We start from the raw sequence: 14,290 nt of genomic DNA, 5'->3' as shown, positions 1-14,290 counted from the left end.
TCCCGGAGCAAAAACCTTGCGACGTCGATGTCTTTGTTGAACGCTCATCGCGCGTTCATGCGCCTGATCGCCATTGACCGGGCAAATTCAGTGACGCAAGCAGCGTGCCAGTTTTACGTGGATCACCCAACTAATTGAAAAGAAATCTGAAAACTGTCAATCTTACGGTTGCCTCATTTTTAATCTGGCAGTAATCTCTGCCGAAACTTTGTGCGGCGCGGCAACTCGGGATCATAAATTGTGCAGGGCAGCAAGCCATGGCTTACGCTTCGCCGGCCGGGAAATCTGACAGCGAAGGGCTTTTCACGGCAAATGCGGCCACGTATTCGGCGAGGCGAGCGGGGTCGAAAACGTGGCCGTCCATGAAGTGATCGCCGACTGAGGCGCCCTCGACCCGGATGTCGCCATCGGATGGTGCGGCGGCATGGCCAAGTGCCAGCCGGTAGAGGTCGGGTCGGTAGGCGGATGCAGCCAGTGCAATGTCTTCCTGCCGCAACGGTGCCTGGCCCCAGCGCATCATCTGGCTGTAAATCCAGAGCGCCTGGCTGGGGCGCGGATAGTTCGCCGCTCCGGCGTGGAACGAGAAATAGTTCGGAATGATGCGCCGGTGGCCTTCGGCGTCGAGACTGAACTCTCCGGCCAGAACATTGCGGATGATATCGTTCGGAGCCGCGATGTAGCGGTTGTCGGCGAGCGTTTGTGCCAGCGCATCATGGTTTTCGGGCCGATCGCACCAGCGGGCTGCGGCATCGAGCGCGACAATCAGCCGGGAGACCGTTTCGGGGTGGGTCTCCGCCCATTCGGGCCGCATGCCGATGACCTTTTCGGGCGCGGACGGCCAGATGTCCTGCTTGGCGGCCACGATGCGGCCAACGCCGCGCCCGGAGGCCACCATGTTCCACGGCGCGCCGACGCAGAAGCCGTCGATCGCACCGGCTGCCAGCGCATCCGAGGTCATCGGCGGTGGAACGACGACGAGCTTCACATCGCGATCGGGATCGATGCCTCCGGCCGCCAGCCAATAGCGGAACTCGTAATTGTGCGATGAGAAGGGGTAGGTCATGCCGAAGGTCGGCTGCGGCTCGCCGCGCGCTCGCATGCTGGCGAGCACGATTGCCAGCGCCTTGGCATTGTCGAGCGCAGCCGCATTGACCGCGAGATTGGCTTCGTCGCGCATGCGCGCATAAAGACGCGTGGAGAGTGTGATCGCGTTGCCACCCTTGCCGAGCGAGAATGGCGTGATGGTGGGCGAGGGGTTCGAGCCGAGGCCGAGCATCGCCGCCACAGGCATCGGCGACAGCATATGCGCGATATCGAACTGGCGGAAAGCGAGGCGGTCGCGCACATTGGCCCAGGACACGTCCTTGACCAGATCGAGCGTGATGCCTTCCTTTGCCGCAAAGCCGAACTCCGCCGCGGCGATCAGTACGGAGGCATCGACCAACGGAATGAAGCCGGCGCGCAGGGTGCGCGAACCTTCGCCGGACATTTTGCCCGGTGCAGCCAGGCCTGAAGCACCTTCGCCGGACAACGAATTTCCTGATATTGTCATCATGTTCACGTTCAATGCTCCCTCGCGATCAGCGCATCAGCAGCCCGGCTGCGGTGACGACGCTCTGCGCGATCTCGGACATTTTCTTCTTCTCGTTCATCGCCGTCTGGCGCATCAGCGCGAAGGCATCCTCCTCGGAAAGCCCGCGCATCTTCATCAGTATGCCCTTGGCGCGCTCGACGATCTTGCGTTCCTCGAGCGCGGATTTCGCATCCGCCAGTTCGCGCTGCAGCCGGCTGAAGGCGTTGAACCGGCTGACGGCCATGTCGAGGATGGACTTTACGCGTTCCTTCTTCAGCCCATCGACAACATAGGCCGAGACGCCCGCTTCGACGGCAGCCTCGATGGAGGCGGTGTCTGAGCGGTCGACGAACATGGCGATCGGCCGTTCAAGCGTGCGCGTCAACTGGAAGAGATGTTCCATCTGGTCCCGGTCGGGGTTCTCGATATCGATCACGATGACATCGGGCGCGAGCGAATCGATGATCCGGGCGACGCCGTGGACTTCATGGATGACCGTGACGCGGGTGTGCCCCGCCTCGCGCAGGCCTTCCTCGATGATGGAGGCGCGGATGGCGTTCTCGTCGATCACGAGGATGGTGAGTTCGGGCGCGGACATTGTCCAGTCATGACGCAGCGCAGCAAATCTTGCAAGCGTTTTGCCTAAAAAATACACTTGAATAATTGTGATTAAAAAATAGACATTATGGAAATCTTTGGTCGGAACCTTGCGGACAATAACGCCCTGCTTCTTCCTCATTCGTGAATATCGTGCAAAGTCATGGTCTTGCCTCGTCAGATTCGATCTGGGAGGATGCTGATGGAGGACGGCGACAAATGCGTGATTTCCAGCTTCCCGGCCGGTCGCCGGTTCGTGCGACCGATGCGATGGTTGCCACGTCCCATCCGCTTTCGACGCTCGCGGCGATCGAGATGCTGAGATCGGGCGGCAATGCCATGGATGCCGCTGTGACCGCGGCAGCCGTTCAGGCGGTGGTCGAACCGCAATCGACGGGCATCGGTGGCGATTGCTTCGTGCTCTATTCGCCGAAGGGTGAGGGGAAGGTACTGGCGTTCAACGGCTCGGGGCGGTCGCCTCTCGCGGCGGAACTCGATTGGTACCTGGAGCGGGGTTTCGCCCAAATCCCGGAAACGGGCGCCCATGCGGTGACCATTCCCGGCGCAGTGGATGCCTGGTGCCGGCTGCTCGCGGATCATGGGAAGAAGGGCATCGATGCGGCGCTGGCGCCCGCCATCCGCTATGCCGAGAAGGGCTGTGTGGTGCATGATCGCGTCGCCTTCGACTGGGAGGAGATCGCGCCGATACTGGCCCAGGATGAATATAGCGCCCGGATGTTTCTGAGGGATGGGCAGCCATTCAAAGCCGGTGACATCCATCGCCAGCCGGAACTCGCGCGCAGCCTCCGGCTGATCGCGGAAAAGGGTAGGGCGGGTTTCTACGAAGGCGAGGTGGCCGGCGACCTGGTGGCACGTCTCAGGGCGCTTGGGGGGCTTCACATGCTTGAAGACTTTGCCGCGACCAAAGGTGACTATGTCGTGCCGATCAGCGTCAACTATGGCGGCCACGATATCTTCCAGATGCCGCCGAACAACCAGGGTCTGACCGCGCTCCTGATGCTTAACATCCTCTCGGGCTTCGATCTAAAGAACCTCGATCCAGACGGCGCGGAAAGGCTGCATCTGGAGATCGAGGCGGGCCGGCTCGCCTATCGCGATCGTGACCGTTATCTCGCCGACCAGGACAGAGTGCATGTTCCGGTCAGGGAACTGCTGTCGAACGAATATGCTGCGGGCCTGCGGGCCGCAATCGATCCCGACAAGGCAATGGCTGAGCTTCCCGCTGTGGAGCTGCCCCGAGGCGACACGGTCTACATTTCGATCGTCGATGCCGATCGCAATGCGGTGTCCTTCATCAACTCCACCTATCATTCGTTCGGCGCTGCCGTGACGGGGCCGAAATCCGGCGTGGTATTGCAGAACCGGGGGACGAGCTTCCGGCTCGAAAGGGATCACCCGAATGTCATCGCGCCCGGCAAGCGCCCGCTCCATACGATCATGCCGGGAATGGCGGTGAAGGATAGACGTGTCGTCATGCCCTTCGGCGTCATGGGCGGCGCATACCAACCCTTCGGCCACGTGCATCTCATGACGAACGTCATCGATTTCGGCATGGACGCACAGCAGGCGCTGGACGCGCCGCGCGTCTTTCACCGCGACGGTGTGGTGGAAGTGGAAAACGGGGTCGCGCAATCGGTCATTGATGGCCTTTCGGCAAAGGGACATAAGGTCAAGCGGTCGGCAAAACCCTTCGGCGGCGGGCAGGCAGTGGTTATCGACTGGGAGAAAGGCACCCTGACCGGCGCGTCGGATCACCGCAAGGATGGCTGCGCGCTCGGCTATTGATCAGGATTTCGCATTCGGGTGGGCGTGGATCGGGTCGACCCAGTAGACCTCTTCCGGCTTCTCCACCGGATCGACATCCGTGATATTGACCACGACTGCCGTGTCGTCAGAGCGCACCAGCACGCATTCAAGAGGGTTGGCCGGGTCGGCGTTGATTTCCTGATGCGGCACATAGGGCGGCACGAAGATGAAGTCGCCGGCATCGGCTTCGGCGACATATTCCAGCCGCTCGCCCCAACGCATGCGCGCCTTGCCCTTGACCACATAGATCACGCTTTCGAGTGCGCCGTGATGGTGGACGCCTGTCTTGGCATTGGGCTGGATCGTCACGGTTCCCGCCCAGATCTTCTGCGCCCCGACGCGCGCGGTCGTGATGGCGGCCTGGCGGTACATACCCGGCGTCTGCGGCGTGTTGTCGTCGAGCTGGTTGCCCTTGATCACGCGGATGCCGTTGTGCTTCCAGTAATCGGGGGCGTGGTGGTGATCGTCGTGATCGTGGTCGTGATGATCGCCCATGGTTCCCTCCGCATATGGCTTTTTGGATTATAGGCACGGGCAAGCGATTGTCACCCGGGTCCGGTCGATCCGGTGCCGACGGGCACAAGGCGACGACTCGATCCTTCGAATTGTATGCAATGCATAAAATATTGCCTAAAAAATATGCGTATAGATATTGATGATGTAATATTGATCTATCCGCTCACTCGACACGGCGCGCCGCCAGAATCGATGCGGACTATAAAATTAATAAAAACAATATCTTACGTTTTTGAATTTTCCGAATTCCGTCTGGCATACAATTTGCGTTTCCCTTTACAGGGCGCATGACGCGCTGTTTCAGAGGGAGCCTGCCATGTCATCATTTGAAATTTCCCGCCGCTCGCTGATCAAAACCGGTCTGGCCAGTCTTGCCGCATCGGCCATGCCGCTTTCCCTAGCCCGGGCACAGTCCCCCGTCATCGTCGGCATTGTCTATGTCGGCCCCCGTGACGATTTCGGTTGGAACCAGGCCCATGCGGTCGCTGTCGAGGCGCTCAAGCAGGTGCCGGGCGTGACGGTCGTCGAAGAAGAAAACGTGCCTGAGACCGATGCGGTCGCCAAATCGATGGAGTCGATGATCAATATCGATGGCGCCAATCTCATCCTCGCCACCTCGTTCGGCTATTATAAGCCCTTCGTGCTCGAAATGGCGGCGAAATATCCGGCGGTTGCCTTCCGCCACGCAGCGCCGCTGTGGAACAAGGACGCCGATCCGAAAAATGCCGGCTCCTATTTCCCCTATCTCAACCAGGCGCATTACGTGAATGGCGTCGCAGCCGGGCTTTCAGCGCCAGGCGGCAAGATCGGCTTCGTCGCGGCCAAGCCGATCCCGTCGGTTCTCTCCAACATCAATTCCGTGCTGCTCGGCGCGCGCAGCGTCAATCCCAATGCGACCGTTCGCGTGATCTTCACCGGCGAGTGGTCGATGCCGGTGCGCGAGGCGGAAGCCGCCAATGCGCTGGTCGATGCGGGTTGCGAAGTCATCACCTGCCATGTGGACAGTCCGAAAGTGGTGATCGAGACGGCCGAAGGCCGTGGCGTCAAGACCTGCGGCCACAATGCCTCGCAGGCCTCGCTGGCACCGAAGGGCTTCATCACCGGTGCCGAATACAAGTGGGAAACGATTTACAAATCCTATGCCGCCGATATCGCGGGCGCCAAGGAACTGCCGAACTTCCTGGTCGGCGGCTACGACAAGGACATGCTGCGCTCGACGCCCTATGGCGCGGCCGCCACGCCTGAGGCGATCAAAGCTGCCGATGCGGCGATTGCGGCTCTGACCAAGGGAGAGCCGATCTACAAGGGCACGCTCAAGGACAATACCGGCAAGCTCGTCGTCGAAAAGACCTACGACAATTACGATCCCTATCTCGACGGCATGGGCTGGCTGCTCGAAGGCGTGCAGGGCTCGATTACCTGATCCGTCGCATCTGCGGAAATACCGGGCGGCCAATGTCGCCCGGCATCGAAACGAGCGGCAGGAGAAGGTCATGGCAATAAGCATAGACGCGGCGGCGGCAGTGCCGGTCAGTCGAGGCCAATCGGTGGCGGGGCTGAAATTCGCCGAGGCCGTCATCATTCCGGTGGCGGCACTCGTCGCATCGGCGCTGCTGTTTTCGATCTTCCTGCTGCTGCTCGGCAAGTCGCCTTTGATGTTCTTCGGCCTGATCTGGACGGGTGGCTTCGGTTCGAGCTTCTCTTTCCAGAACACGTTGCAGCGGGCTGCGCCATTGGTGCTCACGGGGCTCGCCTTTGCCATTCCAGCGCGGATCGGCCTGACCATGATCGGCGGGGAGGGCGCGTTGGTGCTGGGCGGATTTCTTTCGGCTGCCGTCGCCATTCCGCTGGTATCCAATGCGGTGCCCGTGTTCCTGACACTGCCGCTGATGGCGATAGCGGGCATGCTGGCGGGTGCCTTCTGGCTCGGTCTGACCGGCTGGCTCCGGCACTATCGCGGCGTCAACGAGACGATCGCCTCGCTGCTGCTCTCCTACATCGCGATTGCGATCATGAACTTTTTCGTCGAGGGCGGGCTGCGTGATCCGGCCTCGGCCAACAAGCCATCGACCATGCCGATCGGCGATGCCTATCGCGTTGGTGCCATGCCCGGCACCGATGTGCATTGGGGGCTCGGCGCGGGCATCATTCTCGCCATCCTGCTGCATTTGCTGATGACTCGCACCACCTTCGGCTTTGCCGCGCGGATGACCGGCGGCAATCCGCGTGCCGCCCAGGCACAGGGTCTGCCGGTCGGCTTCCTGCTGGTGACATCCTGCGCGATTGCCGGCGCCTGCGCCGGGCTCGCAGGCTTTTTCGAGGTCGCGGCGATCCATGGTCAGGCCAATGCCTCGCTGGTCGCGGGCTACGGCTTCACCGGCATTCTCGTTGCCTTCCTCGCGCGCCAGGTGCCGCTGGCGATCATTCCGGTCGCCGTCCTGTTCGGCGCGCTGGCTGCGGCTGGCGGCATCATCCAGCGGCGCATGGGATTGCCGGATGCAACGGTTCTAGTGCTGCAGGGACTGATCTTCGTCGTGTTGCTGACGTCTGACACGCTCTACGGCCGCATACCCTTCCTGCAGCCGAAATCCGGGAGTGCACGCTGATGGAAGACTCCATGCTCGTCACGGCGTTGATCGCCATGCTCGGCGGCGCGATCCGGGTTTCGACGCCCTTCATGTTCGTGGCGCTCGGCGAATGCCTGACCGAGAAGTCGGGCCGGGTCAATCTCGGTCTCGAAGGCTCGCTGGTACTGGGCGCCATGGTCGCCTATGCCGGTTCCTACCAGACCGGCAATCCCTGGTTCGGCGTGGTTCTCGCCGGTCTCTCGGGCATGTTCCTCGGCGCCATCCACGGCTATATCTGCAAGCTGCCCAAGGTTAACGACATGGCGATCGGCATCGCCATCATGAGCTTCGGTACCGGTCTCGCCTTCTTCTTCGGCAAGCCCTACATCCAGCCGACGGCACCCCGGCTTGAAGCCATCCCGCTTGGCGGCTGGACAGGCGACCCGCGTCTGGCCCAGGCGCTGGAAGTCAATCCGCTGTTCTTCGTCGGCATCGCGCTCGGCGTCTTCCTCTGGTGGGCGCTGAAGAACACCAAATGGGGCCTCATCGTGCGCATGACCGGCGACAGTGCGCCGGCGGCGAAGGCGATGGGCGTGTCGGTCGATCTTGTGCGCTTCATCGCCACCTCGATCGGCGGCTTCATGGCCGGCATCGGCGGCGCATTCCTGTCGCTCTATTATCCCGGTTCATGGAACCAGGGCCTGTCGTCGGGGCAGGGGCTGATGGCGGTGGCGCTGGTGATCTTCGCGCGCTGGGGACCGCTCCGCTGCCTGCTCGCGGCACTGCTGTTCGGCGCTGCCGGCGCGCTGGGGCCGGCGCTACAATCGATCGGGATTTCGCAAGGCTACTACTTCTTCAATGCGGCGCCCTACATCCTGACGCTGTTCATCATGATCGCCTCGGCCCAGTCGAAATCGGCTGCTCGTGAAGTGCCGGGCGAGCTCTCCATCAATAAATGAGGTCACGGTCATGGCATCCATGGACGAACGTATCGAGGCGGCAATCATCAAGGGCGGTATCACGCTCGCCGCCGATCCCTATCCTTGGCCCTTCGACGGCAACTGGGGCCCGCACAACACAGCGCTCGTCGTGATCGACATGCAGACCGATTTCTGCGCGCCGGGCGGTTATGTCGATTCAATGGGTTACGACATTTCGCTGACGCGCGGCCCGATCGTGCCGATTCAGAATGTGCTGAAAGCCATGCGCGCGAAGGGCTATTTCATCATCCACACCCGCGAGGGGCATAAGCCCGATCTCTCCGACCTGCCTGATAACAAGCGCTGGCGATCGCAGCGCATCGGCGCGGGAATCGGCGACCAGGGGCCGTGCGGGCGCATCCTCGTGCGCGGCGAACCGGGCTGGGAAATCATCCCGGAACTTCAGCCCGAGCCGGGCGAGGCGATCATCGACAAGCCGGGCAAAGGCACGTTCCTTGCGACCGATTTCCAGCTTGTCCTCAGTATGAAGAACATCCGCAATATCGTCTTCACGGGCGTCACCACCGACGTCTGTGTCCACACGACCATGCGCGACGCCAATGACCGTGGCTACGAATGCCTGCTGCTCGAGGATTGCTGCGCGGCGACCAAGGTCGAGAACCATCTCGCCGCCATCGACATGATCAAGATGCAGGGCGGCGTGTTCGGCGCGGTTTCAAATTCGGCAGATTTCATCGCCGCGCTGCCGGAGGCGAGCTCATGACCGAGACAGCCAAACGCGCGCCTTCGCTCGAAGCGCTCGGCATGACCAAGACTTTCGGCCATTTCACGGCGCTGGGCGATGTGTCGCTGCGGGTCGAAGCCGGTTCCTTCCATGCGCTGCTCGGCGAGAACGGCGCGGGCAAATCGACGCTCGTCAAGTGCATCATGGGCTTCTATGCCGCCGACAAGGGGCAGGTGTTGCTCGATGGGCAGGCTGTGTCGGTCAAGTCGCCCAAGGATGCGTTGGCCAATGGCATCGGCATGGTCTATCAGCATTTCACGCTGGTGCCATGCCTGACGGCGGCGGAGAACCTCGTCATCTCCCGCGCCGACGCGCCCACGATCATCGATTGGGCCAAGGAGCGCAAGGCGCTCGACGCCTTCATGCAGACCATGCCGTTCCGGGTGCCGATGGACACGCAGGTGTCGTCGCTGTCGGCCGGCGAAAAGCAGAAGCTGGAAATCCTCAAGCTGCTCTATCTCGACCAGCGCTTCATGATCCTCGACGAGCCGACATCGGTGTTGACGCCCGGCGAGGCCGACGAGATGCTGGGCCTGTTGCGCGGCATGACGGAACGCGGCGAGATCACCGTGTTGATGATCAGCCACAAGTTCCGCGAGGTGAAGACGTTCTGCGATCATTTCACCGTGCTGCGGCGCGGCCGGCTAACGGGCGACGGCGATGCCAACGCCTCCACCGTCGAGGACATGAGCCGGATGATGATCGGCGACACTGAAGTGAAGGAGCGCGCCGTCCGCGCGTCCATCGCTGAGAAGAAGGATGTGCTCGATCTCGCGGGCCTGTTCGCCGAGGACGAACTGGGGCTGCCGGCAATCCATGCGATCAATCTCAAGGTCAGGTCGGGCGAGATCGTTGGCATCGCCGGTGTCTCTGGCAATGGTCAATCCGCGCTTGTCGAGACGCTCTCGGGCCAGCGCCAATTGAGCCAGGGTCAAATCTTCGTCCGTGGCAAGGATTTCACGCCGACGCGCGGCAATTTCGATCGCTTCAAGGTGTTCGGCCTGCAGGAAGAGCCGCTGAAGAACGCGGCGGTCCCACGCATGAGCGTCGCGGAGAATATCGCCTTCAGAACCTATGACAAGCCGCCGCTCGCCAGTTTCGGCTGGTGGATGAAGCCCGGCCCGATGCGGCGCAAGGCCGAGGACTTGATCAAGAAATACAACGTCAAGACCACATCTCCGGACGCGCCGATCGAGGCTCTATCAGGTGGAAACGTGCAGCGCGCCATTCTTGCCCGCGAACTCTCGGGCGACGTCGATGTGCTGATCGTTGCCAACCCCTGCTTCGGGCTCGACTTTGCCTCGGTGGCCGATATTCGTTCGCAGATCATGGAGGCCCGCAATCGCGGTGCCGCCGTGCTGCTGGTCTCCGAGGACCTCGACGAGATCCTCGAACTCGCCGACCGGGTGGCGGTAATGTCGGGCGGCACGATCACTTATGTCTCGCCCATTGAGGATACCGACCGCAATACGATCGGCCAGCACATGGCGGGGCACTGAGATGATCGAGGTGCCCGCACGGCCCTATCCCTTTCCGCTCGACCCAAGACACACTGCACTGGTGGTGATCGACATGCAGCGTGACTTCATCGAGCAGGGCGGCTTCGGCGACAGCCTCGGCAACGATGTGGCGCGGCTCGAAGCCATCATTCCCACGGTTGCCAGTCTGATCAGCCTGTTTCGCAGGCAGGGCTGGCTGGTGATCCATACCCGTGAGGCGCACAAGACCGACCTCTCAGATTGCCCGCCATCGAAAATCCGACGCGGCAACCCTTCGCTGAAGATCGGCGAGGCCGGCGCCATGGGCCGGCTGCTGGTGCGTGGTGAACCCGGCAACCAAATCGTTGAGGGTCTTGCACCGATCGATGGCGAGGTTGTAATCGACAAGCCTGGCAAGGGCATGTTCTGGGCGACGGGGCTTGACGGGACGCTAGCGGAGCGCGGCATCACGCATCTGATCTTTGCCGGCGTCACCACGGAAGTCTGTGTCCAGACCTCGATGCGCGAGGCCAATGATCGCGGCTTCGAATGCCTGCTGGTCGAGGATGCGACGGAGAGCTATTTCGCCGAATTCAAGACCGCGGCGATCGAGATGATCGTGGCGCAGGGCGGCATCGTCGGCTGGGTCGCGCCGCTTGGGGCGCTGGAGAAAGCGGTCGCGGAGGCAGGGGCTCATGTCTGAAGAAAGACGTGGGAAGGCCGGATGATGGTGATCAACGATCTCGCCACGCTTGCCGAAGTCCAGGCGATCTTCGCGGCCTATGAGGCGGCTTTGCTCAGAAACGATAACGATACGCTTGCCCGCATGTTCCTGGAGCGGGACGAGACAGTGCGTTACGGGCTCAACGACGTGCAGCACGGTTACGTTGAAGTGCTCGCCTTCCGCGCGACGCAGGCGCCTTTCGAACGTAAGCTTGACCGCACCGTCATCACCAGTTACGGCACCGATTGCGCGACCGCCCAGACGCTGTTCATCCGCGACGATGCGCCTGATAAGATCGGCCGGCAGACGCAAGTCTGGGTGAGGACCGCGACGGGCTGGAAGGTTGCGGCCGCGCATGTGAGCATGATGGATGAACTTAATGGGCCTTGACCCCAACCGGATTGAACCGTGCTGAAGAGAGTGCCGCGCACATCGGCGGAGGATATCCGCCGCCAGCTTTCCGAACGCATTATCGGCGGTGAACTGGCGCCCGGTGCTGTGCTGGACGAAACCCAGCTTGCATCGGAGTTTTCCGTCTCGCGGACGCCGATCCGCGAAGCGCTCAAGCAATTGGCGGCGAGCGGGCTTGTCGAGCAGAAGCCGCATAGCCGGACGATCGTCGCCAAGCCCGATAATGATGCTTTGACCGGCATGTTCGAGCTCATGGGTCATCTCGAGGCGCTTTGCGCGGCGCTCAGCGCCGAACGGATGACCTCCGCCGAACGCCGTGCGCTGGACCAACTCCATGGCGAGATGGCGGGCGTGGTCTCCAACGGCGACCGGTTGAGCTATATCCGCTACAACGAGTTGTTCCACAATGCGATCTATACCGGCTCGCATAACAGCTATCTGGAGGATGTGACGCGGCTGACGCGCCAGCGGCTGCAGCCCTTCCGCCGGGCGCAGTTCTCAACGCTCGGACGCCTTGCCAAGTCGCATGCCGAGCACGGCCTGATCGTCGAGGCGATCCTCAGGGGCAACGGCATCGATGCCCAGAGTTTCATGCGCGCGCATATCACGCTGGTCGAGGACGCCTGGAACGAATTCGCCGGCGGTTAGCGCAGGGCATCCGCGATGGCGCGGAATGTCGCAAGCGTCAGCTTGTCGAGCGCGTCATCGACAGGTAGGGGCTGGGACGAGAACTTCACCGCAGTGACCCCGGCGCCCTTATCGACATAGATCCATTGGCCATGAATGCCGATGGCGCAAAAGGTGCCGGGGTGATCGGTGGGGATGTACCACTTCGAACGGTATCGCGCCTCGGGCAGCAGGTTGGTCATGTCACCCTTCTGCCAGGCCTCGGGATCACCTGATGTCATGATGTCCTTGATCCAGGCTTCGGGAATGACCTGGCGGCCATTGGCCTTGCCGTCCTGCCGCATCATGTCGCCGAAACGCGCAAGATCGGAAAGCGTGACACAGATGCCGCCGGCCGTGCGGGCGGCGCCGTTGCGATCCACGGTGATGAAGCCGCTGCTCTCGGCACCCATCGGCTGCCAGAGATAACGTGACAGCATTTCCGCCATCGGCAAGCCGCCGGCGTTTTCGAGCACCCAGCCCAGCAGGTCGGAATTCGGCGAGACATATTGGAAGCGCTCGCCGTGTGGGCCATCATCCCTCGGCAGCGTTGCGAGGAAATAATGCAGCCCGCCCTGATAGGGAAAGGCGCCGGGCGGATTCCAGTCCATGGCGACACGGTAGCGGGCGACATCGCCGAGCGGATCGAGATAATCCTCGATGAAGCGGACAGACACGGTCATGTCGAGGAGGTTGCGTACCGTGGCATCACCATAGGCGGAACCGATGATCTCCGGCACGTAGCGCGAGACTGGCGCATCCGGATCGAGTTCGCCGCGATCCGCCAGCACGCCCGCAAGCGTGCCGGTGACGGACTTGCTGACGGAAAAGATGATGTGACGGGACGAGGCGGTGGCCGTAGGCCCGTATTGCTCGACTACCACCGCGCCGCGATGGAGAACCATGAAGCCATCGGTATGGCTCTGCAGCAGCCCGCTTGATGCGCTCGATCCATCGACCATGACGGCCGCGAGGTCCAGTATCCTGCCGCGCGGCAGAGGGACGGTGCTCGGCGCGCACTCGATCGGTTGGGTGGCGATGAGCCGATCGACATTATGGAAACCGCGAACGTTGAATGGATGCGTGCGCCAGTTGGCAAGCGAGGCTTCGGGATAGTCTTCTTCGAGCATGTCACGATCCGGATCGATTAGGGCACAGGCTTTTGTGGCACATGGGCATCGCCGGTCCATCGGCTGCTTATGCAGGCTTGTTTTCGCGGGCACTCGGCGACGATAGGGCGAACATGCCCGCGGCAATGATAAGGCCGGCCCCGGCGAGGGTCGTGAGATGCGGAATCTCGCCGAAGAACAGGTAGCCCCAGAGCGGCGCCCAGAGCATGCCGGTATATTCGAATGACGTGACGACGCTAGCCTTGGCGATGCGGTAGGCGTTGGTGAGCAGGGTCATGGCAACCGCTGCGATGACACCGCAGGAGGCGATCAGCAGGAAATCCCGGGTGTTCGGCATCGACCATCCACGGATCAGGAAATCGATCGAGGGATGACCGGCCTCGTGCACGCCTATCGCACCGAAGAAGCCTGCGATCATCAAGGCCCCGGTGAGATAGACGCCGTTCTGGTAGAAGGCCATCACGGGGGCCGATGTCTCGGTACCCATCTTGCGGGCCATCAGCATTGCCAGCGCATAGGTCACGGACGAGAAGAGCGACAGCAGGGCGGCCGGTTCGAACAATCCGGCGCCGGGCCTGAGCATCACCATGACACCGACAAAGCCAACCGCGACAGCTGTGATACGGCGCCAGCCTATCGACTCTCCCAGAATGGGTGCGGCGAGCGCCATCGCGAAAAGCGGCACGGTAAAGAACAGCGCCACGGCATCGGCCAGTGGCAGGGCCGGAAACGCCATGTAATAGGTGGTATAGGCCACAAGCATCAGGGCTGAGCGGGCCACGAGCTTCCAGAATTCCCGGCCGATCAGGGAGCTGAGGCCGCCGTCGAAATGCACCATGACGAGAAGAATGGGCGCAGAGACAAGGCAGCGAATGGATACGACCTGGGTCAGGGCGTAGTCGCCCGACACGGATTTGATGATCGCATCCTGAATGGAGAAAATCAGAATCCCCAGGCAAAGATAGCCAATTCCAAGCGCGGCGCGATTCTGCAAGCTAGTCTCCCGATCTGCCGCCCTTCTACATTATCGGGAGATTTTTGCCTTCCCGACCGCGACATGCATGGCGCGGTCTGGC

General features: G+C 61.9%; 14 protein-coding genes. 9 read left to right on the top strand and 5 right to left on the bottom strand.

Annotated elements, in window-relative coordinates:
- Nucleotides 1-262: 262 nt before the first annotated feature.
- Both IHQ71_RS14660 and IHQ71_RS14655 read right to left on the bottom strand, forming a co-directional pair.
- Complete coding sequence (locus IHQ71_RS14660; protein ID WP_374989858.1) at nt 263-1,561, bottom strand: CmpA/NrtA family ABC transporter substrate-binding protein; 1,299 nt, start codon at nt 1,559-1,561, stop codon at nt 263-265.
- Between the two features lie 19 nt (nt 1,562-1,580).
- Nucleotides 1,581-2,171 (bottom strand): ANTAR domain-containing response regulator, encoded by a 591-nt coding sequence (locus IHQ71_RS14655; protein WP_258157202.1) that lies wholly within the window; start codon nt 2,169-2,171, stop codon nt 1,581-1,583.
- A 218-nt stretch (nt 2,172-2,389) separates the two neighbouring features.
- Between IHQ71_RS14655 and ggt the strand changes: the two genes are divergently transcribed.
- Entirely contained in the window at nt 2,390-3,976 is a 1,587-nt protein-coding gene (ggt, locus tag IHQ71_RS14650; protein WP_258162707.1) for a gamma-glutamyltransferase, read from the top strand.
- Here the strand turns inward: ggt and IHQ71_RS14645 are convergent, their stop codons facing one another.
- On the bottom strand, nt 3,977-4,492 hold the full coding sequence (locus IHQ71_RS14645) for a cupin domain-containing protein (RefSeq protein ID WP_258162705.1): 516 nt from the start codon (nt 4,490-4,492) through the stop codon (nt 3,977-3,979).
- Between the two features lie 337 nt (nt 4,493-4,829).
- On the opposite strand from IHQ71_RS14645, the gene IHQ71_RS14640 reads away from it, so the two are divergent.
- The 8 genes from IHQ71_RS14640 (at nt 4,830) to IHQ71_RS14605 (ending at nt 12,066) form a co-directional block, all read left to right on the top strand.
- Nucleotides 4,830-5,936, top strand: a complete 1,107-nt coding sequence (locus IHQ71_RS14640) for a BMP family ABC transporter substrate-binding protein (protein ID WP_258162704.1) — start codon at nt 4,830-4,832, stop codon at nt 5,934-5,936.
- A 70-nt stretch (nt 5,937-6,006) separates the two neighbouring features.
- On the top strand, nt 6,007-7,119 hold the full coding sequence (locus tag IHQ71_RS14635) for an ABC transporter permease (protein WP_258162702.1): 1,113 nt from the start codon (nt 6,007-6,009) through the stop codon (nt 7,117-7,119).
- Complete coding sequence (locus tag IHQ71_RS14630) at nt 7,119-8,039, top strand: ABC transporter permease (protein WP_258162700.1); 921 nt, start codon at nt 7,119-7,121, stop codon at nt 8,037-8,039. The genes IHQ71_RS14635 and IHQ71_RS14630 overlap by 1 nt, the downstream gene beginning before the upstream one ends.
- 19 nt (nt 8,040-8,058) lie before the next feature.
- Nucleotides 8,059-8,784, top strand: a complete 726-nt coding sequence (locus IHQ71_RS14625) for a cysteine hydrolase family protein (protein ID WP_258162841.1) — start codon at nt 8,059-8,061, stop codon at nt 8,782-8,784.
- The gene (locus IHQ71_RS14620) at nt 8,781-10,304 is read left to right on the top strand and encodes an ABC transporter ATP-binding protein (RefSeq protein ID WP_258162699.1); all 1,524 of its coding nucleotides are present in this window, start codon (nt 8,781-8,783) and stop codon (nt 10,302-10,304) included. Before IHQ71_RS14625 ends, IHQ71_RS14620 begins: the two co-directional genes overlap by 4 nt.
- Nucleotide 10,305: 1 nt before the next feature.
- Nucleotides 10,306-10,986, top strand: coding sequence for a cysteine hydrolase family protein (locus IHQ71_RS14615; RefSeq protein ID WP_258162698.1), 681 nt, complete (start codon nt 10,306-10,308; stop codon nt 10,984-10,986).
- Nucleotides 10,987-11,007: 21 nt separating this feature from the next.
- Nucleotides 11,008-11,397, top strand: coding sequence for an oxalurate catabolism protein HpxZ (gene hpxZ, locus IHQ71_RS14610; protein ID WP_308737955.1), 390 nt, complete (start codon nt 11,008-11,010; stop codon nt 11,395-11,397).
- Nucleotides 11,398-11,415: 18 nt separating this feature from the next.
- Complete coding sequence (locus tag IHQ71_RS14605; protein WP_258162697.1) at nt 11,416-12,066, top strand: GntR family transcriptional regulator; 651 nt, start codon at nt 11,416-11,418, stop codon at nt 12,064-12,066.
- Here the strand turns inward: IHQ71_RS14605 and IHQ71_RS14600 are convergent.
- Both IHQ71_RS14600 and IHQ71_RS14595 read right to left on the bottom strand, forming a co-directional pair.
- Complete coding sequence (locus IHQ71_RS14600; protein ID WP_258162696.1) at nt 12,063-13,214, bottom strand: serine hydrolase; 1,152 nt, start codon at nt 13,212-13,214, stop codon at nt 12,063-12,065. The two genes, IHQ71_RS14605 and IHQ71_RS14600, sit on opposite strands and share 4 nt — an antisense overlap.
- A 67-nt stretch (nt 13,215-13,281) precedes the next feature.
- Nucleotides 13,282-14,208, bottom strand: a complete 927-nt coding sequence (locus IHQ71_RS14595) for a DMT family transporter (protein WP_258162695.1) — start codon at nt 14,206-14,208, stop codon at nt 13,282-13,284.
- Nucleotides 14,209-14,290 lie beyond the last annotated feature (82 nt).

Source organism: Rhizobium sp. TH2 (assembly GCF_024707525.1).
Taxonomy (GTDB): domain Bacteria; phylum Pseudomonadota; class Alphaproteobacteria; order Rhizobiales; family Rhizobiaceae; genus Rhizobium_E.
Note: the sequence above shows the minus strand (reverse complement) of the source record. Positions and strands in the feature narration are given on the sequence as shown.